At 59.2% G+C, this 19190-nt stretch carries 17 protein-coding genes; 7 read left to right on the top strand and 10 right to left on the bottom strand.

The window, feature by feature from the left end; genetic code table 11:
- Positions 1-15: 15 nt before the first annotated feature.
- Complete coding sequence (locus VOI22_RS16725; RefSeq protein ID WP_323798016.1) at positions 16-948, top strand: diguanylate cyclase; 933 nt, start codon at positions 16-18, stop codon at positions 946-948.
- A gap of 118 nt (positions 949-1066) precedes the next feature.
- Complete coding sequence (locus VOI22_RS16720) at positions 1067-1342, top strand: hypothetical protein (protein WP_323797593.1); 276 nt, start codon at positions 1067-1069, stop codon at positions 1340-1342.
- Positions 1343-1375: 33 nt separating this feature from the next.
- On the opposite strand, the gene VOI22_RS16715 is transcribed toward VOI22_RS16720, so the two are convergent.
- Together VOI22_RS16715 and purD are read right to left on the bottom strand one after the other, a co-directional pair.
- Positions 1376-3169 carry a bifunctional diguanylate cyclase/phosphodiesterase gene (locus VOI22_RS16715; protein WP_323797592.1) on the bottom strand — a complete coding sequence of 598 codons (1794 nt, stop codon included), beginning with the start codon at positions 3167-3169 and terminating at the stop codon, positions 1376-1378.
- Between the two features lie 142 nt (positions 3170-3311).
- Positions 3312-4601 carry a phosphoribosylamine--glycine ligase gene (gene purD / locus VOI22_RS16710; RefSeq protein ID WP_323797591.1) on the bottom strand — a complete coding sequence of 430 codons (1290 nt, stop codon included), beginning with the start codon at positions 4599-4601 and terminating at the stop codon, positions 3312-3314.
- Between the two features lie 51 nt (positions 4602-4652).
- On the opposite strand from purD, the gene xseA reads away from it, so the two are divergent.
- Together xseA and VOI22_RS16700 are read left to right on the top strand one after the other, a co-directional pair.
- Entirely contained in the window at positions 4653-6266 is a 1614-nt protein-coding gene (gene xseA, locus VOI22_RS16705) for an exodeoxyribonuclease VII large subunit (RefSeq protein ID WP_323797590.1), read from the top strand.
- Complete coding sequence (locus VOI22_RS16700; RefSeq protein WP_323797589.1) at positions 6263-7081, top strand: M23 family metallopeptidase; 819 nt, start codon at positions 6263-6265, stop codon at positions 7079-7081. Before xseA ends, VOI22_RS16700 begins: the two co-directional genes overlap by 4 nt.
- A gap of 12 nt (positions 7082-7093) precedes the next feature.
- On the opposite strand, the gene lpxK is transcribed toward VOI22_RS16700, so the two are convergent.
- The 5 genes from lpxK to VOI22_RS16675 all read right to left on the bottom strand — a co-directional run bounded on the left by lpxK (position 7094) and on the right by VOI22_RS16675 (position 12012).
- On the bottom strand, positions 7094-8071 hold the full coding sequence (gene lpxK, locus VOI22_RS16695; protein ID WP_323797588.1) for a tetraacyldisaccharide 4'-kinase: 978 nt from the start codon (positions 8069-8071) through the stop codon (positions 7094-7096).
- Entirely contained in the window at positions 8068-9369 is a 1302-nt protein-coding gene (locus tag VOI22_RS16690) for a 3-deoxy-D-manno-octulosonic acid transferase (protein WP_323797587.1), read from the bottom strand. The genes lpxK and VOI22_RS16690 overlap by 4 nt, the downstream gene beginning before the upstream one ends.
- Positions 9366-10079, bottom strand: a complete 714-nt coding sequence (locus VOI22_RS16685) for a lysophospholipid acyltransferase family protein (protein ID WP_323797586.1) — start codon at positions 10077-10079, stop codon at positions 9366-9368. The genes VOI22_RS16690 and VOI22_RS16685 overlap by 4 nt, the downstream gene beginning before the upstream one ends.
- A gap of 102 nt (positions 10080-10181) precedes the next feature.
- Complete coding sequence (locus VOI22_RS16680; protein WP_323797585.1) at positions 10182-11228, bottom strand: glycosyltransferase family 1 protein; 1047 nt, start codon at positions 11226-11228, stop codon at positions 10182-10184.
- Between the two features lie 13 nt (positions 11229-11241).
- Entirely contained in the window at positions 11242-12012 is a 771-nt protein-coding gene (locus VOI22_RS16675) for a UDP-2,3-diacylglucosamine diphosphatase (protein ID WP_323797584.1), read from the bottom strand.
- A 228-nt stretch (positions 12013-12240) separates the two neighbouring features.
- On the opposite strand from VOI22_RS16675, the gene VOI22_RS16670 reads away from it, so the two are divergent.
- Positions 12241-13224: a diacylglycerol kinase family protein gene (locus VOI22_RS16670; protein WP_323797583.1), complete on the top strand. Its 984-nt coding sequence runs from the start codon at positions 12241-12243 to the stop codon at positions 13222-13224.
- Positions 13225-13236: 12 nt separating this feature from the next.
- Here the strand turns inward: VOI22_RS16670 and VOI22_RS16665 are convergent, their stop codons facing one another.
- Both VOI22_RS16665 and VOI22_RS16660 read right to left on the bottom strand, forming a co-directional pair.
- Complete coding sequence (locus VOI22_RS16665; protein WP_028465974.1) at positions 13237-13722, bottom strand: YHS domain-containing (seleno)protein; 486 nt, start codon at positions 13720-13722, stop codon at positions 13237-13239.
- 104 nt (positions 13723-13826) lie between these two features.
- The gene (locus tag VOI22_RS16660; protein WP_323797580.1) at positions 13827-15173 is read right to left on the bottom strand and encodes a TldD/PmbA family protein; all 1347 of its coding nucleotides are present in this window, start codon (positions 15171-15173) and stop codon (positions 13827-13829) included.
- A gap of 188 nt (positions 15174-15361) precedes the next feature.
- On the opposite strand from VOI22_RS16660, the gene VOI22_RS16655 reads away from it, so the two are divergent.
- A complete protein-coding gene (locus VOI22_RS16655) occupies positions 15362-15916 on the top strand; it encodes a hypothetical protein (protein ID WP_323797579.1) in 555 nt (184 codons plus the stop codon).
- Between the two features lie 178 nt (positions 15917-16094).
- On the top strand, positions 16095-17453 hold the full coding sequence (locus VOI22_RS16650) for a GSCFA domain-containing protein (RefSeq protein WP_323797578.1): 1359 nt from the start codon (positions 16095-16097) through the stop codon (positions 17451-17453).
- A gap of 77 nt (positions 17454-17530) precedes the next feature.
- Here VOI22_RS16650 and VOI22_RS16645 read toward each other — a convergent pair whose 3' ends face one another.
- Positions 17531-19042: a UbiD family decarboxylase gene (locus VOI22_RS16645; RefSeq protein WP_323797577.1), complete on the bottom strand. Its 1512-nt coding sequence runs from the start codon at positions 19040-19042 to the stop codon at positions 17531-17533.
- Between the last annotated feature and the right edge of the window lie 148 nt (positions 19043-19190).

The raw sequence follows: 19190 nt of genomic DNA, 5'->3' as shown, positions 1-19190 counted from the left end.
CGAAGGAAAAATACGATCTCGGCTCAGGATAACTCCGCGCAACAGCAGGCACCGGACTCAGCGCTGTCCCGTCCGCAGCTTGAGGAGATCGTACGCGAACTCGAAGCGGCGATGGAAGAGACGCGGCAATGGCTCGCGCTGTTTCACCGGGCGCTGGTTTGCCGCTTGCGCCCCGATCCGGAAGTGGTGACGGAAGATGCGCACCGGATGAGCCGCTTCGGCCGTTGGTACTCCACCAACCGGGATGACGACATTTTCTCCCAGCCAGCCTTCGCCATGCTCGTCGGCATGCATCAGGGGCTTTACGCGCATGCGGCTATCCTCGCTGTGCGGGGCTGGAAGGATGACGGAATCCCGGCCGGGGAATACGACGCACTGCTGCACAAGATCGACAGTTTCAACGAGCAGGCCGGCCGCATGGCCCGGGCCTTCCGGGCGGCGCTTTCCGATCTGGATCCGCTGACCGGCACGAACACCCGCATGACCATGGAGCGGGAACTGATGCGTGAGCAACAGCGGATGCGGCGCAGCGGCCGCCCCTGTTCAATCGCGATCGCCGACATTGACCGCTTCAAATCCGTTAACGATACCTATGGGCATCAGGCTGGAGACCGGGTACTCGCCCGCGTGACACGGATCATCGAAGACACGCTCCGGCCGTACGATTCGATTTATCGGTTCGGAGGCGAGGAGTTCCTGATCAGTCTGCCGGATTCCGGTCCGGAGGATGCCCGCCGGGTCCTCGACCGGGTCCGGAAGACCATCTCCGAAACACCGATCCAGATTGATAAAGGCGATCCGCTCTCCGTGACTGTATCGTTCGGTGTGGCGCAACTCGTGCCGAGACGGAGCCTGAAGGATATCATGGAGCGCGCTGACCGGGCGCTCTATGAGGCCAAGAACAACGGTCGGGATCAGGTCGTGGTCTGGACAGCGGAGCTGGTCTGATACCGGCAGGATGTGTTCCCCAGTGAACGGGAATGGGATTGCCGCATCTTATATGCCGGGTATGATGCCCTGCCTTTATCTTTAATGGGTCATTTCATTCGCTTAAGGGGACGTCACCGTGACAATTGACAAGGGCAGATCAGCCGAACTGGATCATATGGTCCGCAAGATGGGCGGCATTATCTCGGTGTTTGAAATCCGTTCCGACCCGGTTGGAAACCCGCGCTTCAGTGCCTTTCGCGTCATGATGGATATCTTCCATTCAATGTGCGAGCGGTCCCTCAAGGAACAGAAAGACTTCGTCGACGAGATGGTCGATCTGACCGAAGAGGAGACAGAGGAGCTCAAGGCCGCGTTCGAGAAAGTCTATGGCAAGCCGCCAAGCAGCCTCTGACGGTAAGTCTGGATCGGCTTTTGTAAAGCCGGTCTACTGAATTTGGTGGAAGGCGAAGCCGCCTTCCTCCTTTGCCCGTTTTTTCAGGTCGGCAAAGGCCGTCAGTACGGTTTCCAGATCCGACTGATGCTCGCCGGGATCGACCACCAGCATGGCAGCGCTGCATGTCAGGAGCGGGTAGGAGCGTAGCTGGCCGTCCCGGCCGCGCGCTTCGATGGAGCCTCGCTCACGGGCCTCCTTGTCGTAGAAACTTTCCACATCCATGGCGAACTGCTTGCGGGCCTCATAGGCCAGTTGGCTGATTTCGGTCGGCTGCAGGCCGCAGGCACCGACGAAAAAATCATCGCCGCCGATATGCCCGAGAAAGAATTCCTGGCCGGTGAAGACCTGCCGCAAAGTCTCCGCGAAGAGCAGCAGGGCACGGTCGCCCTGGCGGAAGCCGTAGGTGTCGTTGAACGGCTTGAAATTATCGAAGTCGAAATGCAGCAGTGCCCGGGTTTGGTCGTCCTCGGTCAGCGCGTCGGCGATGAAATCCGAGATGGCTGTGTTTCCAGGCAGCTTTGTCAGCGGGTTCATTTCGCGGGCGGTGATCAGGTTCTTCTCGTTCAGCACCCGCAGCAGCGATGAGTTGTCGAGGAAGCCCGCATATTGCGCATTCTCGACGATGATCACGCCATTCAGCGCGTCGTTGTGGCTGTAGATCTGCAGGATGCGTTCCGCCTGGGTATGGATATCCGCAACCGGGCAGGGGCGGACGAAATCGCCGAGCCGTTTGCCGAAGCTGCGATTCACGATCAGGTCCTTGCCGTAGGGCGAGAAGGCATAGGCCTTGAGATCCGCATCCCGCACGATGCCGAGTGGCCGCTGATTAGCATCGAGTACGGGAAACAGGCGGGTACTTTCGTTTGTGCGGAAGGCATCGAAAACGTCCTGCATCGGTGTTTCGATGTTGAGGGTCGGCACATCGACGATCTGTTCCCGCAGAAGATGCTGGTCCGATGTCCGGGAGCGCCTATCGCGCCGCCGGGCCGAGATCAGGCTTTCGTAGCTCCGGCTGAGGCTCTCATGATCCAGCGTCGGGCGGGCAACGAGATAGCCCTGGACCATATCGAATCCGAGTTCACGGCAACTGGCCAGATCCTCGTCCGTTTCAACGCCCTCGGCGATGGTCTGGATGCCGAGCACCTCGAACATGTCGATCAGACTGGAAACGAACAATTTCTTCTTCGGGTCGCGGGCGACATTGTTGATGAAGTAGCGGTCGAATTTCACATACTCGGCATGCTCTTCATGCAGCAGGCGGAGCCGGGCATAGCCTTCGCCGAAATCGTCCAGCGCAATCTGGATGCCGCTGTCGCGGGCTTTGCGCAGGGCCTTGGTGGCTGCGCTGTCCTGCGAGATGTCCGATTTCTCGGAGACTTCAAGGCAGAGCTGTGTGCTGGAGAGACCGAGATCGGTCATGGCGTTCAGTGTCTTCGGAACGTTACGCCCGAGCTCGGGTAGGCTGCGGGCATCTACATTGAAAAACAGATGCAGCCCTTCGGCGCAGGAAAGGTTTGCGAAATCGTTCAGGGCCTTGGTCAGCAATCGTGACTCAAGCTGTTCCACAACACCGTTCTCGGCGGCCTGATCGAACAGCTGGGCAATGCTTTCAAAACCAAGCGTGTCCGTGCCGCGCAGCAATGCTTCGAACCCGTGAGTGAGGCCGGTGTCGAGATGGACGATTGGCTGGAACGCGTGGCTCACCCCATTAAGGACATCTTCCAACGGGGGGAATGTTTCAACAGTCTCCACGTCGGCGGCAGGCGTTGCAACTGCTGAGTTCATATCAAACACAAAAACTCGTCCTAGAAACTTAAGGCGCGGATGTTACTGCGCTTTCTATTTCATTCCGAGCGTTTTTAAATCCTTTTGTGTGTGAATGTTAAATGAATGAAGTCTAAGAATTCATTCTGTTTTATAGAAAATTTTACTTAGTTGGATTGGCAGACTCTCGTGCGACGGCGCGCCAACCGATATCATTGCGGTGAAAACCATTGGACCATTTGATGGCTTTTACCGTTTCGTAAGCCCGGATCTGGGCGGCGGTAACGCTCTCGCCCAGCGCGGTAACAACAAGAACCCGCCCTCCCGTCGCAAGCAACACGCCCTTGTCCGTGCGCGCGGTGCCGGCATGGAAGGTGGTCACGGTGTCGCTGTCCGGCGCGAGTTCGGCGATCAGCGTGCCCTTCTCGTAGGAATTGGGATAGCCCTTCGAAGCGAGCACGACGCACAGCGCGCTCTCCGGGCGCCAGCGCAGGGTAATCTGGTCGAGCTGGCCGTCCGCGGAGGCGATCAGTGCCGGCAGGATGTCGCTCATCAACCGCATCATCAGCGCTTCGCATTCGGGATCGCCGAAGCGGACATTGTGCTCGATCAGCTTGGGGCCGTCCTTGGTGATCATCAGACCGGCGAACAGCACGCCCTTGAACGGCATGCCTTCGGCTGCCATGCCGTCGACTGTTGGCTGAACGATCTCTTTCATTACCCGTTGGACCATGGCGTCGTCCATCACCGGGGCCGGCGAGTAGGCACCCATCCCGCCCGTGTTCGGGCCGGTATCGCCGTCGCCGACAGCCTTGTGGTCCTGGGCGGTGGCCAGAGGCAACGCGGTCTTGCCATCGCAGAGCGCGAAGAAGCTGGCTTCCTCGCCGATCAGGCATTCCTCGATCACAACCTCTTCGCCGGCCGCACCGAAAGCGCCGCCAGACAGGGCGTCTTCAAGCGCGGAGATCGCGTCGTTGACCGTCTGGGCAACGGTCACGCCCTTGCCTGCTGCAAGCCCGTCAGCCTTGACGACGATGGGAGCGCCCATTTTCGTGACATAGTCCTTCGCGGCTTCCAGATCGGTGAAGCGGGCGTAGGCGGCCGTCGGGATATTGTGCCGGTCGCAGATGCCTTTGGTGAAAGCCTTGGAGCCTTCGAGCTGGGCCGCGGCGGCGCTCGGCCCGAAGGCCTTGATTCCGGCTTCGTCCAGCTTGTCGACCAGACCGGCCACCAGTGGCGCTTCCGGGCCGACCACGACGAAGTCGATGGCGTTTTCCTTGGCGAAGGCAACAATCCTGTCGACATCCTCGGCTTTTACCGCGATGCATTCGGCGACATTTGCGATCCCGGCATTGCCCGGGGCGCAATAAAGGTGATCGCAAAGGGGAGAGGCCGAAATGGCCCAGCACAAGGCATGTTCCCGCGCACCCGATCCGACGACCAATATCTTCATTTTTCTGTTCCCGTGCTTTCACTCGGCGGCCTTGTAGCATAAATTCTCCTCATGCAAGACGACAGCGCGCCGCCGCTCGGCAATATTCCCGAATTCTCCGTCAGCGAGATCTCTCATCAGGTCAAACGGACCGTCGAGGGGGCGTTCGAGCATGTTCGTGTCCGGGGGGAGATTTCCCGGCCGACGCGGGCTGGATCGGGCCACCTTTATCTCACCCTGAAGGACGAGAAGTCGGTTCTCGACGCGATCTGCTGGCGCGGCGCGGCGCAGCGGCTTTCGATCCAGCCGGAAGAAGGCATGGAGGTGATCTGTACCGGCAAGCTCACCACCTTCCCCGGTCGTTCGAAATACCAGATGGTGATCGAGCAGATGGAGCTGGCGGGCGAAGGTGCGCTGCTGAAGCTGCTGGAAGACCGGCGCAAGAAGCTGGCCGCCGAAGGCCTGTTCGATGCCGCCCGCAAGCGTCCGCTGCCGTTTCTGCCGAAGGTCATCGGCGTGGTCACCTCGCCGACCGGCGCTGTGATCCGGGATATCCTGCACCGGCTGTCCGACCGGTTCCCGTGTCATGTGCTGGTCTGGCCGGTGCTGGTCCAGGGCGAAGCGGCGAAGGATCAGGTCGCCGCCGCTATCGAGGGCTTTAACCGGATGGCGCCGGATGGTGCCGTGCCGCGCCCGGACCTGCTGATTGTCGCCCGTGGTGGCGGCAGCCTGGAAGACCTCTGGGCCTTCAATGAGGAAATTGTGGTTCGTGCCGCCGCTGCCAGCGAGATCCCGCTGATCTCCGCCGTTGGGCACGAGACCGATACGACCCTGATCGATTATGCCTCCGATCGCCGGGCGCCAACCCCGACTGCCGCCGCCGAGATTGCGGTGCCGGTGCGGGCCGATCTGCTGGCGACTCTGATGCAGGACGGGACGCGGCTGTTCAATGGCCTGCGCCGCAAGTTCGCCGAATCGGAAACCCGTCTCTCCGGCCTTGCGCGCGGTCTCGGCGATCCGCGTTCGATCATCGAGGCGAAGGCGCAGACCGTCGATTACCGTTGGCAGGCGGCGGGCGCAGCGGCGGAACGCAGGCTTTCCCGGGCGAATGACCGGATGCGCGATCTGGCCTCGAAAATCCCGGACCCGCAGGCCGAGCTGAACAGGATGGAAAGCCGCTTCAAGGTGGCGGAGCAGCGCTGGGCATCCTCGATCCGCAGGGTCGGAGAGGTCGCGGTCAGCAGGCTTGGTGCAGTCGCCGGGCGCTTGCGGCTTGAACCGATCGCCGAACGGATGGTGCGTGCTGAACGTGATCTTGGCCGGCTCGGAAGCCAGTTTGAACAGGCCTTTGCGCGGGTTGTCGACCTGCAGGGAAAACGGCTGGATGCGGCGGGACGCCTGCTGGAAAGCAATTCCTACGAGCAGACCCTGAAGCGCGGTTTCGCGCTGGTCCGGGATGCGGACGGGTCGCCGGTCACACGTGCGGAGGCGCTGTCGGAAGGTGATGGGGTTTCCATCCATTTCGGCGATGGCGCCCGCGATGCAGTGATCGGCGGCGTTGCTGCTGCACCTGTCGCAAGCGCCAGCAAACCGGCGGAGAAAGCGCCCGAAAGCACGGCGGAGGTGAAGCCCGCGCCCAAGTCAAAACCAAAGAAACCCGATCCGGCGCAGGGGAGCCTGTTGTGATTCGTTTTTTGCTCGCCGTCCTTCTGGTGCTGCTGGCGCGCCCTGCCGATGCCGTGACGCTGGAGATGAATGGCGCCTTTACCCAGGGCGGGATCATCATGGGCCGCACCGATCCGGACGTTAAACTGACGCTCGATGGCCGTCCCGTGCGGGTCAGCGCGGACGGGGTGTTCGTGCTCGGCTTTGGCCGCGATGCGGAGCCTGATGCCATGCTGGTCGCCAAGGCGCCGGACGGATTGGAGGAGCGCAAGGCGCTGAAGATCGCCAAGCGGACCTACAATATCCAACGGATTGAAGGGCTGCCGCAGAAATATGTCGAGCCGAAGCCGGAAGTGCTCGCCCGTATCCGTCGGGAGAATGCGAAGATCGGCAAGGTTCGGAAAATCGACACCGACCGTCCCTATTTCGCCGAAGGTTTCATTTGGCCCGCGAAAGGCCGGATTTCCGGAGTCTATGGCAGCCAGCGGGTCCTGAACGGCATTCCGAAACGGCCGCATTTCGGCGTCGATGTCGCGGGGCCGGTGGGCTCTCCTGTGATCGCGCCTGCGGGAGGGATCGTCCGACTGGCGGAGCAGGATCTCTATTATACCGGCGGCACGGTGATCATCGATCACGGGCACGGGCTCAGCTCGGCCTTCCTGCATATGCAGACGGTGACGGCGAAAGTCGGCGAGGAAGTGAAACGCGGTGCGCAAATCGGCACCATCGGAGCGACCGGCCGGGCGACCGGGCCGCATCTGGACTGGCGGATCAACTGGTTCGATGTCCGGGTCGACGCGGCCGTTCTGGTGCCGCCCCTGCCCCCGAAAAACTAGGCGGCGAAAGAACTAGTCGCCGGGTGCGACGATCCTGTCCAGCAAGGTCTCGATGCCGGCCGGGTCTTCCCAGACAAGCTCCACATCAACACGCCGGATCATTAGCCGCAGCTCTTCCGGCAACCGGACATGATCCTTGGATGTGGTCAGCAGCAGGGCGTCTTCCTGCTCGGCCTTGGCGATCAGGTCGATCAGATCTTCCCCGCGGTAGGGTTCATGATCGCCGAAGGACCGGGTTTCGATCAGTTCGACACCGAGCGCCCGCAGCGTATCAAAGAATTTTTTAGGGCGCCCGATGCCGGCGAAAGCGATGGCCCGTTCACCCCGCAATCCAGCGCTTGCGCGGGTTGGGGTCAGATGGCCGCGAAAAACCGGGAGCGTTTCACTGAGCACGTCTTCCAGACCGCCGGGATCGTCTCCCAGCAGCATGACGGCATCGGCCCGGGCCAGCCCATGAGATACCGGCTCACGCAACGGCCCGGACGGAATCACATGACCGTTTCCAAAGCCGTAGCCGCCATCCACCACCAGCACGGACATTGTCTTGGCAAGGGCCGGGTTCTGGAAGCCGTCATCAAGCAGGATGATGTCCGCGCCAGCTTCCGCCGCCATCCGGGCACCGGCCGCCCGGTCGCGGGCGATCCATGTCGGTGCCGCCTCGGCGAGCAAGAGCGGCTCGTCGCCAACGTCGCGGGCGGTGTGCCGGTCCGGCAGAACCTGCAGCGGACCAGTCTTGTTGCCGCCATAGCCCCGGCTGAGAAAGGCGACCTTCAGGCCGCGCCGGATCAGGGCCCGGCCGAGCGCCAGAGCAACAGGCGTTTTCCCGGCGCCGCCAGCAACGAGGTTGCCGACGCAGAACACGGGGACGGAGGCCGTGTAAGTGTTTGTCACCGCGAGGCGGAAGGAGGCCCCGATCTGGTAGAGCCAGGAGACGGGTGTCAGAAGTGCCGAAAGCAGGCCTGCGCGATGCCAGAATTCCGGCGCTTTCATGGTGTCGTCCCGCTCGGGCTTGCGCCGGGGGCACCGTGACGGTTGACGGTGTCCATGATGCGTTCCGCCATTTCCTCCGCGATCTTCGACTGCCCCCGAGCGAAGGCCAGTGCTGCGCCGGTCATGGCACTGCGCTCCGCGCCGTCTTGCGTCAGCGCGACAATCCGGCCGCCAAGCGCGATGCCATCAGCAACCTCTTCGGCAACCCCTGCCGCGATCATGTCTGTGGCGATATCGGCATTCTTTGTCATCAGCGGGCCGAACAGGACCGGTTTGCCGAAATGGGCGGGTTCAAGCGGGTTATGTCCGCCCACGGGCACGAAGGATCCGGCAATGAAGACCGTATCGGCGAGCGTGAACAGGGTACCCATCTCGCCCATCGTATCCGCGACATAAACCTCGGTTGCCGCATCGGGCAAAGCTCCCGTAGATCGTCGGGCAACCGTGAGGCCTGTATCCGCCGCCATGAGCTCGATTGCGGGGCCGCGGTTCGGGTGGCGCGGTGCGATCACTGTCAGCAGGCCGGGAATCCTGTCCGCGGCATGGCGGTGAGCTGTCAGTATTGCAGACTCCTCACCGTCATGTGTGCTGGCGGCAAGGAAGACCGGCCGGGTCCCTGTAGCGTGTTTCAGCTCCAGCAATTTTACTTCATCTACCGCAAGCGGGCCGGCGGCACGTTTCAGGTTTCCTATACAGACCACTGGAGCGCGGGTCAGGCTTTCAAAGCCCCGCTTCTGGGCTTCGTTGCTGGCCAGGATCAGGGCGAAATCCTCGAACAGGCGCCCGGTCAGAAATCCGAGGCGTCGCCAGCGCGCAAAGGAACTCTCCGACATGCGGGCGTTGGCCAGGATCAGGGGGATGTCGCGCGCCTGGGTCTCAAGCACAAGATTGGGCCACAGATCGGACTCAACGAATATGGCGGCGGATGGGGCCCAGTGATCTAGAAACCGGTCAATCCAGCGAGGCTGATCAACCGGTACGAACTGGTGGATTGCCCGCTCCGGCAGGCGCCCGGCCATCAGATCGGCGGAAGTGCGGGTGCCGCTGGTCAGCAGTACTTGCAGCTCCGGGTCGAGCGCCAGCAGCTGGTCGATCAGCGCAAGTGCTGTCTGGCATTCGCCAACACTGGCGCCGTGTACCCAGAAGAGATGGCCCGTCGGGCGCGGGAGCGTGGCCTCGCCCCGGCGTTCGCGGATGCGTGCGGGATCTTCCTTGCCACGTGCGAGGCGTTTTTCCAGAAGCCGGTCGAGCAGGGGGCTGGCGAGGCGCATGGCGACACTATAGAGGCGGAAGATCATGAGGCTTCCGGCGCCGGATCGGCGGGCGCGATCGGGTCAGTTCCGAGGGCGGCGTCCGCTTGGGCGCAGAGATGGTTCAGACGCTCTTCAAGTTCGAGACGGAGGACTTCCATCTGCGCTTCGTCCGCATCCCGGGGCACATGGATGGGCTCACCCCAGATATAGACACCGCGGCTGAAGGGCAGGGCGAGGATGAACCGGTCCCAGCTCCGCAGTACCCGGCGGCGGGAGACGTTCCAGGTTACTGGGTAGATCGGCGCGCCACTCATCCGGGCAAGTGCGATGACGCCGCCGGAGGCCCGCATGCGCGGCCCGCGCGGGCCGTCAGGTGTGACACCGACACTGGTGCCGCTTTTCAATGCCCGCAGCATGCTGCGCAAGGCCTGGGCTCCACCCTTTCCCTTGCCGGCCGAGCCGACGATGTCCTCGATGCCGAGATGCTCGATGGTGCGGGCGATCAGGCGGCCGTCCGGGTGTTTCGACTGCAGCATGGCGAACGGCCGGTCGCTGTTCCAGATCTCCGTCATCAGCATGATGCGGTTATGCCAGAAGGCGCCGATCATCGGCTGCTCACTTCGGAAGACGGTGTCAGCGATTTCTGGATTGATGATCTGCCAACGGATGGTGCGCGCGAGGCCCCGAAGCAAGGTGGCCAACAGGCGGCTTGCGACCTCGCGGCCGGTATCCGTGCGCAACAGACGTTTCAGCATGCTTTCCGTTCGAACATCAGGACCGAATCGGTCACTTTTCGCGATTACGGGAATGCATACTAGGGCGCCGTTGCCGGGCCAAGTTCTTATTGGCGTAAAACGTCAGGCGGCTTTGACGGGTCGTGCCGTGAAACGGCCGAAAGCGGCATCGGAATCGAAGGGGGCCAGATTGTTGAAGAACTGCTCTGCGCAGGCTTGCCAGCTGTAGCCGAGCGCATAGGCCCGGCAGTCTTCAGCGGAAAGCTTCAACGCAGCCTTGGCCGCCGCACCAAGATCTTCTGACAGCACGCCAACCTTCTCCGACGCGATGACATCCAGCGGGCCGGGAACCGGGAAAGCTGCGACCGGCACGCCCGACGCGAGGGCTTCCAGCATGACGAGGCCGAATGTATCGGTCCGGCTCGGGAAGACGAAGACATCGGCTGCCGCGTAATGCCGGGCCAGATCCTCACCCTTCTTGGCACCAACGAAGATGGTGTCCGGATAGCGCTTTTTCAGCATGTTCATGTCAGGGCCGCCGCCGACAACCACCTTGCTGCCGGGCAGGTCCAGCTCAAGGAAAGCGGGAAGGTTCTTTTCCACCGCCACCCGACCGACGAACATGAAGACCGGTCGCGGCGCGTCGATCGAATCTTTTGATTGGGGTCGGAACAGCTCTGTGTCGACGCCCCGGCTCCAGTCCTTGATGTTGTCGAAGCCGCGCGCCTCAAGATCGGCGCGGATGGATTTCGTGGCCACCATGACACCGGCGGACTTGCCGTGAAAATGGCGCATGACCTTGTAGGTCCATGACACCGGCACGCCGAGGCGCGGCTCGACATATTCCGGGAACCGGGTGTGATAGGCCGTGGTGAAAGGCAGCTTGTTGCGCACGCAATAGCGCCGCGCCGTCATCCCCAGCGGCCCTTCGGTGGCGATATGGATGGCATCCGGCCGGGCCGCCTCGATCATCGCCGGGACCCGGAAGAAGGGCCAGCAGGCCAAGCGGATCTCCGGATAGGTCGGGCAGGGGATGGTGGTGAACTGGTCCGGCGTGATGGTGTCGACCTCGTGGCCCATGGCCTTGAGCTCGCCGATCACCGTGTTCAGGGTGCGGACAACGCCGTTCACCTGCGGGAACCAGGCGTCGGAAACGAGAAGGATTTTCATTGGGCTTACCGCCTCAGGCGAAGGTGAGTTGCCTCACCTCGGCCCAGTTGAGAATTTCCATACGGCCGTCGGCGTGCTCGACCAGCGCCGTGCAGCTTTCTACCCAGTCGCCGTCGTTGCAGTAGGTGATGTCGCCGATCTGCTTCATCTCGGCCTTGTGGATGTGGCCGCAGATAATGCCGTCGACGCCGCGCTTGGAAGCCTCGTCGGCCAGCGCATGCTCGAAATTGCCGATGAACTCGACTGCGCGCTTCGCCTTGTTCTTCAGGTAGGCGGAGAGCGACCAGTAAGGATAGCCGAGGAAGCGGCGGATCTGGTTGAAATGGGTGTTGAGCGTGAGGGCGAGGTTGTAGGCGCCGTCGCCGACCAGCGCGAGCCACTTGTTGTACTTCACCACGACGTCGTACTGGTCGCCATGCAGGATCAGGAAGCGGCGACCATCCTTGGTGACATGGACATGCTCGTCCCGGACCTCGATCTGGCCGAAATTTTCGCCAAGGAACCCGCGGAACATCTCGTCGTGATTGCCCGGCAGGAACATGACCTTCGTGCCCTTGCGCGCCTTGCGCAGCAGCTTTTGCAGCACGTCGTTATGGCTCTGCTTCCAGGACCAGGAGCGCTTCATGCGCCAGATATCGATGATATCGCCAACCAGATAGAGGTAGTCGGATTCCGTATGCTTCAGAAAATCGAGCAGATACTCGGCCTGACATCCCTTGGTCCCGAGATGAATGTCGGAAATCCAGATTGCCCGGTAGCGGTCGGTACCCTTCTGGCTGTTCATTTGCCGTCATCCCGTTTTTGAAAACTTGCCGGATCTTGAATGAAAACCGCTTTTGTCCAATGTCTGTTGCGCGTTCTATTATGAATCACACCATATTTTGTAAAATGAACTTTGTATGACTTCATGAATCTGTAACAAAAAATCTATTTATATTTGTGGAGTGCATAGGCTGTTTAATAAAACTGTCATCCGCTAGGCTGAGCAACAATCCGCGTGCGGGAGTTTCACTTGGATCAGGTCACTGGCGATTCGACCCGGGTGAAGGGAAGCGACCCTCTCGAATTCGATGCCGGAGATGGCCGGAACCATGCGCTGGTTATCTACAACCCAAAGGCAGGACAGCGTCGTTATGCGCTTTTCTCATCGCTCATCGAGCGGCTGAAATCCCATGGCGTCATGGTCACGGTTAAGGAGACCGGGGCGCGGGGGGATGCCGAAGCCTTTGCCCGTCAGGCCAGGCAGCACAGTCTGATGAAGGCACAAAATGCGCCGGACGCTGTGGTGGCCGCTGGCGGGGATGGAACCATCAACGAGGTGGTGAATGGCATGAGCGGTGGGGAGTTACCTCTTGCCATCCTGCCGCTCGGCACGGCGAACGTGCTGGCCGCCGAGATCGGCCTGAAGGTTAAGGCCGAGGAAATTGCCGACACGATCTGGCGTGGTCCAGTCATGGAGGCGCATATAGGCGATGTGAACGGCCACCGTTTCACGTTGATGGCCGGGGTCGGTCTCGATGCGGATGTGGTGGCAAACGTGAATACGCGTGTTAAGGCCCGGCTGGGCAAGGGCGCCTATGTGTTGACGACGCTGTCGGAGCTGGCTTCCTACAAGCCGCACCATTACCGGGTGGCGATCAAAGGCCACACTTACAAGGCAGCTTCGGTCGTGGTCGCCAAGGCGCATTTTTACGGTGGGACATTCATCTGCGCGCCTGACGCCAGGCTCGACGCGGACATCCTGCATGTCTGTCTGTTCGAGCGCGTCGGGCGCTGGAACGCCGTGCGCTATGCGGCGAACATGATGATGGGCCGTCTGCCGACGACGGCCGGCTACCGGATTATCCAGACACGGTCCGTTTCGATCTGGGCGGAGGAGGGGGCCTATAGCGGCGACCCTGTGCAGGCAGACGGGGATATCGTGACCAATCTCCCCGCCAGTATTTCCCTGCCATCGCAACCGCTCAGGCTGGTGGTGCCCAGAGGAGGTTGTTAGGCGAGTCGGAGGTTAGCCACCGCTAAGCTCTGACCAGTTCTCTTCCGCCTGACGGATATAGCCGTCGGGGTTCCGGTGCCAGAGCTCCTGCACCCGTTCGTTGCGGCTGAGATAAAGGCGGCCGTCGATGATGTCGAAGACCGTCGGGTCCGCGCCATACAGCTTGCCCTTGGCGAGGGCAAAGGTGCTGTGGCCGCCGAATTGAGGCATATAGCGATTGGGATCCTGCAGGAACTGGTGGCGATTGTCGGCGTTTTTGAAAAGGAACCGTATACCGTCGAATTCAACGGCATACGTTTCGTCCCCATGGACGGCGGCATAGTCTGTGAAATAGGCAACCGGATCGTATCCGCCGATGGCGAGGCCCCGGTGTGCGCTGATTGTCGGGTCGATCAAATTCATTTCGGACGCGTCTGTCGGGTCGCGGGACACGGCAGCAGCCAGTCCAACAGCGACAAGCACAAGGAACAGGCGCGGCAAGCTACGTTTGCAGCTCATCTTCGGACTCCATAGGAAATTTCTCGATTGGGCCTGATCTGGGGTGGCCCAATCGTAATTGCCAGAGTTTTCGAGTCACAAATTAGTGAAAGAAACCGAAAGGCCTATGCGTTCGATCCGGCAAGGGTCAGGCCATCGACGCGAATGGTCGGCGCGTCGGTGCCGTATTTGAATGTAAGATCGTTTGCTGGCGTCATGTTCCGGAAGATTTCCGTGAGGTGCCCTGCAACGGTGATTTCGGATACCGGATAGGCCAGCTCGCCGTTCTCGATCCAGAAGCCGCCTGCGCCCCGGCTGTAATCTCCGGTCACGGTGCTGACGCTGGAGCCCATCATGTCGGTGATGTAGAGGCCGGTGCCAACCGACTTGATCAGGTCCTCGGGGCTCATCTCGCCGGGTTCCAGATAAAGGTTCGTAGCGGACGGGCTCGGCGGCCCACCGACGCCGCGCGAGGCGTGCCCATTGCTCTCGAGACCGAGCTGCCGCGCCGTCGACAGGTCGAGGATCCAAGAGGCGAGACGGCCATCTTCGACGATCATCTGCTTTTCGGTCGGCAGACCCTCGGCGTCGAACGGGCGGGAGCGGAAGCCCCTGTCGCGCAACGGGTCATCGACGATGCGGATGCTATCGGCGAAGATCTGCTCGCCCATCTTGTCTTTCAGGAAACTAGTACCCCGCGCGATCGACACGCCGTTGATGGCGGAGGAGAGGTGTCCGAGCAGCGAGCGGCTGACCCGCGGGTCGAAGATCACCGGAACACGCTGCGACGACGGGCGCTGCGGGTTCAGACGGCGGATCGTCCGTTCGCCTGCCCGGCGACCGATCTCGGCGGCATCCTCGAGATCCGCGAAAAAGACCTTGGCGGTATAATCGTAATCCCGCTCCATCCCCTGACCTTCGCCTGCGAGCATGACGGCGGAGACAGAGAAGCTGGAGCGCTGGTATTGACCGGAAAATCCGTTGCTTGCCGCAAAGGCAACTTCGGTGGTGCTCCAGCCGGCGTCCCCGCCTTCCGAATTGGTGATACCCTTGACCGCGAGACCGGCTTCTTCGGCGGCGGCCGCCAGATTTGTAAGGCCTTCGGCAGATGGCTCATACGGATCGAACATTTCGATCTCGGGGTTGGTGCCGGCGATCTGGCTGGCGTCGGCAATCCCGGCAAAAGGATCTTCCGGCGCAACCTTGGCCATGGCCACCGCCCGCTCGACAAGTTCGTTGAGAGCGTCGGGCCTTGTATCGGAGCCGGAGACCGAAGCCTGCTGTTTCCCGACCAGAACGCGCAGACCTATATCGTTGCCTTCGGCGCGTTCGACCGCTTCCGGTTTGCCCAAACGCTGGGAGACGGAAAGCGAGCGCCCGGTAAGATAAATGGCGTCCGCCGTCTCGGCGCCGGCCTTCAGCGCCTTTCCGATCAGGCTGTCGAGCAGTTCAAGTCCGGCGGTATCTGGCATGTGTTTCCCGTCTCTGTCTGAGCTCTGGTCTGTCTGAGAACTGGCTCATGACATAGGGCGGATCGCCCACGCGTGCAACCGGCGGATCGGTCGTGAAATGAGGTCGAATGTGGCGAACTCGACCCTCTTTCCGCCAAAAGCCCGTGCGCAGGATGGGGGTAACTCGACATCCTTGAAAGGAGAAACCGATGCGACGATCCATGGCCGCTCTTGCGTTGATTGCCTTCCTGACGCCCCTGACCGCCGAAACCGCGCGGGCGGAGGTGTTCCAATTCTATGACGGAGTGGCCGCAGTCCGCGGGCAGGCCGACGAGGGCGAGGGATTCGCGCAGAACCTCGCGAGAGAATATCGGCGCCTCGCGCTTTACGAGGCCGACGCCATGGCGGACTGGATCGATGCCGAGCGCTTTGCCGACAAGACGCTGGCTTCCGTCCGGGGTGAGACGGTTTCGCCAGAACGTCTGGAGGACTGGAAGCTCGCCGAACCTTTATTACCGGCCCTCCGATCCGCGCGGGAGCGATTGCTCAGGGCGTTTGACCGCGATTCCAGAATCCTGGCACCGCACGCCACGGCTCGCGCGCAGGCCCAGTTCGATTGCTGGGTCGAGCAGGCCGAGGAAGGCCATCAACGCACCCATATCGCGGCCTGCCGGGAAGGCTTCCTCGACGCGATGCTTGAAATCGACGCCGTGGTTGCGGCACGGGATCTCGATCGAATCAAGCGAGACTATCCGGCGAAATAGGTTACTGTAGAAATTCAGTGCGTAGCTTAAGTTTACAACGTCAATTGGAAGAGTAAAATAGTCTGTGTGTCGAGGAAAAATGATAGATTCAAGGGTTTATTTTGGGAATGAGGTTTTTAGTTCTATTTTCAATCTCATGTTGAGATTATAATGGAATGGAGTTTCGGGGGAGATTAAATTGAAAAATCAAGAGTATTCATATAAAGATATTTTGGACCTAAAGCACATAATAACAGTCTTTGGAGACGAAAGATCTATTGATTTATTTGATTTTATGGCGAAAAAAATTTTTGATAATGAACGAATAGATTTTATTAGTAAAATTTCTGAATTTGAGAATGATTTTTCTGAAAAGAATGAAGAAGAGTTATTCGATATGTGTAAAAATAATAATGACATGGGGTCAGTATTTTTCCTGGTAAATGTCCATAGAAAACATAAGAGATTTCGCCGAGCGTATATATTGTTGGAGAAATTTGAAAAATTTTTGAAAACAGTCAAATTCGACAGAAAAGTTTATGACGAAGAGAATCCTTTTTTCGTGAGAATAAATGAATACAAAAATCAAATTGATACAATTTTTAATCATGACATCTCTTCAAAATATCAAAACGGATTAAGGAATAATATTGATACCATTCATTCTGAAGGAAATTTAGATATTGACTCGATGTCTAGAATTAAATTCTTTGCAAAAGAAATGGATATTTTTCCAAGAAAAATAGATTCAAGCATTATATTTAGAGAGTTTATTAGGAGACATTTTATAGATCCGGGTAAATTCAAACTTCGTTTGGAAATTGGTGGTAATATAATTACTTTTGGGTCTTGCTTTGCCCAGAATATAAGAAAAGCTCTCATAGAGAAAGAGGTGACGGCAGAGAACATTGAGATTCCAGAAGGTATGAACACTAGTTTTGCGGTATCTGAATATATTAATTTTCTTTTGAAGAATGATCATGAAAAAAATAATGAGTTAGATACTGGATTTCTAGGTGGTGGAATTCAGGTAATCGATACAGAAAAGGCATCAAAGGCTTATAATTTCCTAAAGACGGCAGAATGCGTCATAATTACCTACGGGTTAAGTGAAATTTGGGAAGACAAGAAAACTCAGAGTGTATTGTGGGGTGGTGTTCCCGCTGAGTTATATGACAAAAAGAGATACATTTTTCGGCAATCGAGTGTTGAGGAAAATGTATTGAATATAGAAAAGACTTTTGACGATTTGAAAAAACTAAACCACAAAATAAAGATTGTTTTTACGGTATCTCCAATACCTATGGCTGCAACTTTCTCAAGTGAAAAATGTATGGTTGCTGACTCCCGGTCAAAGGCAGTTTTGAGATGTTCTGTTGAAAAGGCTTTATCGTCTATAAAATCAAGTGATGCATTTTATTGGCCATCTTATGAAATGTTCCGTGGATCGGGTCCTCATGTCAGTTATCCCACAATCAATTTTCGAGATAGCCGTCATATCGACCCTAATCTAATAAAGGAAGTAACTGATTATTTTATCGATGTAGTTTACGGTTGATACAAATATTTATAGTTAGAATCAGATTCTAATAGTAAATATTTCGTAATTGTCTTCAGTTTTTAGGGAGATGGTGATCATTTTCTCCAGATCGCCTTGCCGCTGCCGGGGAGTCCGAGGGAAGACCATTTCCGGTCGACGAGATCGATGACCTCCTGGTCCATCCGGATTTCATGGCCCCATTCGCGCTTTGTCTCGGGCGGCCATTTGTTCGTGGCGTCGAGGCCGATCTTGCCGCCGAGACCGGATTCCGGGCTGGCGAAGTCGAGATAGTCGATCGGCGTGTTCTCGATCATCGTCACGTCCCGGACCGGGTCCATGCGGGTCGAGATCGCCCACATGACATCCTTCCAGTCACGGGCATTGATGTCGTCATCCACGATGATCAGCCATTTCGTGTACATGAACTGCCGGAGATAGGACCAGGCACCCATCATGACCCGCTTGGCATGGCCCGGATAAGCTTTCTTCATCGAGATGACCGCGATCCGGTAGGAGCAGCCCTCCGGCGGCAGCCAGAAATCCACGATCTCGGGGAACTGCTGCTGGATCAGCGGAATGAAGACCTCGTTCAGACCCTCTCCCAGCACCGACGGCTCATCCGGCGGTCGGCCGGTGAAGGTGGTCAGGTAAATCGCGTCCCGCCGCATGGTGATGGCGGAGACGTTGAAGACCGGGAACTTCTCGACCGAATTATAATAACCGGTGTGATCGCCATAGGGACCCTCGTCGCCATACTCCTCGAGCGAGACGTAACCCTCGATGACGATCTCGGCCTCGGCCGGAACCTTCAGCGGCACCGTCTTGCAGTCGACCAAGTCGACTTTCTTGCCGCGCAGCAGGCCGGCGAATTGGTATTCGCTGAGCGTATCCGGCACCGGCGTCACGGCGGCGAGGATGGTACCCGGATCGGCCCCGATGACCACAGCGGCGGGCAGCGGCTCCGGCTTTTCGTTCTTCCAGCGCTGGTAATGCTGCGCGCCGCCACGATGCTTCAGCCAGCGCATCAGGGTCTTGTCCTTGCCCAGCACCTGCATGCGGTAGATGCCGAGATTAAAATCGTCTTCCTTGCGCTTGCCTGGGCCTTTCGTCACCACCAGAGGCCAGGTGATGAGTGGCGCCGGCTCGCCCGGCCAGCAGCTCTGGATCGGCAGGCGGGACAGATCGATGTCGTCGCCCTGCATGATCACGTCCTGGCAGGGGCCGTAACCGACCGTGCGCGGCTTCATTGCCATCACTGTCTTCAGCAACGGCAGCATGTCCAACGCCTCGCGCCAGCCACCCGGCGGTTCCGGCTGGCGCAGGAAGGCGAGTGTCTCGCCGACCTCACGCAACTGTTCCGGCTCCCGGTCCATACCCCAGGCGACCCGCTCCACCGTGCCAAACAGATTGGCCAGCGCGGGCATGTCGTACTTTTTCCCGTCCGGTCCGATGACATTCTCGAACAGCACCGCCGGACCACCCTCAGCCAGCAGGCGGGTCTGGATCTCCGTCATTTCCAGGACGGGCGAGATCGGCTCGCTGACCCGGACCAGTCGTCCCTTGCTCTCAAGCTGGGCCATGAAGTCGCGCAGGGAAGAAAAGGGCATGAATGCACTCCGTCGGTTCTGTGCGTCCAGCAGACGCGCGGTCAGATATAACCGGGTGGCGGGGCCGGGACCAGCGGCGAACGCCGGGGTGCCCAGTGGGCGAGCGTCGAAGGGTATGGTGCGCTGCGATTGATAGCGCCCGCCCGTC

This window comes from Nisaea sp. (genome assembly GCF_034670185.1).
Lineage (GTDB): Bacteria > Pseudomonadota > Alphaproteobacteria > Thalassobaculales > Thalassobaculaceae > Nisaea.
The sequence above is the reverse complement of the archived record's forward strand: the minus strand, read 5'-3'. Positions and strand labels throughout refer to the sequence as shown.

Coding starts and splice junctions, on each gene's coding strand:
- VOI22_RS16715 (WP_323797592.1), bottom strand. CDS start 3,169: ATGAACTCAGCAGTTGCAACGCCTGCCGCCGACGTGGAGACTGTTGAA.
- purD (WP_323797591.1), bottom strand. CDS start 4,601: ATGAAGATATTGGTCGTCGGATCGGGTGCGCGGGAACATGCCTTGTGC.
- xseA (WP_323797590.1), top strand. CDS start 4,653: ATGCAAGACGACAGCGCGCCGCCGCTCGGCAATATTCCCGAATTCTCC.
- lpxK (WP_323797588.1), bottom strand. CDS start 8,071: ATGAAAGCGCCGGAATTCTGGCATCGCGCAGGCCTGCTTTCGGCACTT.
- VOI22_RS16690 (WP_323797587.1), bottom strand. CDS start 9,369: ATGATCTTCCGCCTCTATAGTGTCGCCATGCGCCTCGCCAGCCCCCTG.
- VOI22_RS16685 (WP_323797586.1), bottom strand. CDS start 10,079: ATGCTGAAACGTCTGTTGCGCACGGATACCGGCCGCGAGGTCGCAAGC.
- VOI22_RS16680 (WP_323797585.1), bottom strand. CDS start 11,228: ATGAAAATCCTTCTCGTTTCCGACGCCTGGTTCCCGCAGGTGAACGGC.
- VOI22_RS16675 (WP_323797584.1), bottom strand. CDS start 12,012: ATGAACAGCCAGAAGGGTACCGACCGCTACCGGGCAATCTGGATTTCC.
- VOI22_RS16665 (WP_028465974.1), bottom strand. CDS start 13,722: ATGAGCTGCAAACGTAGCTTGCCGCGCCTGTTCCTTGTGCTTGTCGCT.
- VOI22_RS16660 (WP_323797580.1), bottom strand. CDS start 15,173: ATGCCAGATACCGCCGGACTTGAACTGCTCGACAGCCTGATCGGAAAG.
- VOI22_RS16655 (WP_323797579.1), top strand. CDS start 15,362: ATGCGACGATCCATGGCCGCTCTTGCGTTGATTGCCTTCCTGACGCCC.
- VOI22_RS16645 (WP_323797577.1), bottom strand. CDS start 19,042: ATGCCCTTTTCTTCCCTGCGCGACTTCATGGCCCAGCTTGAGAGCAAG.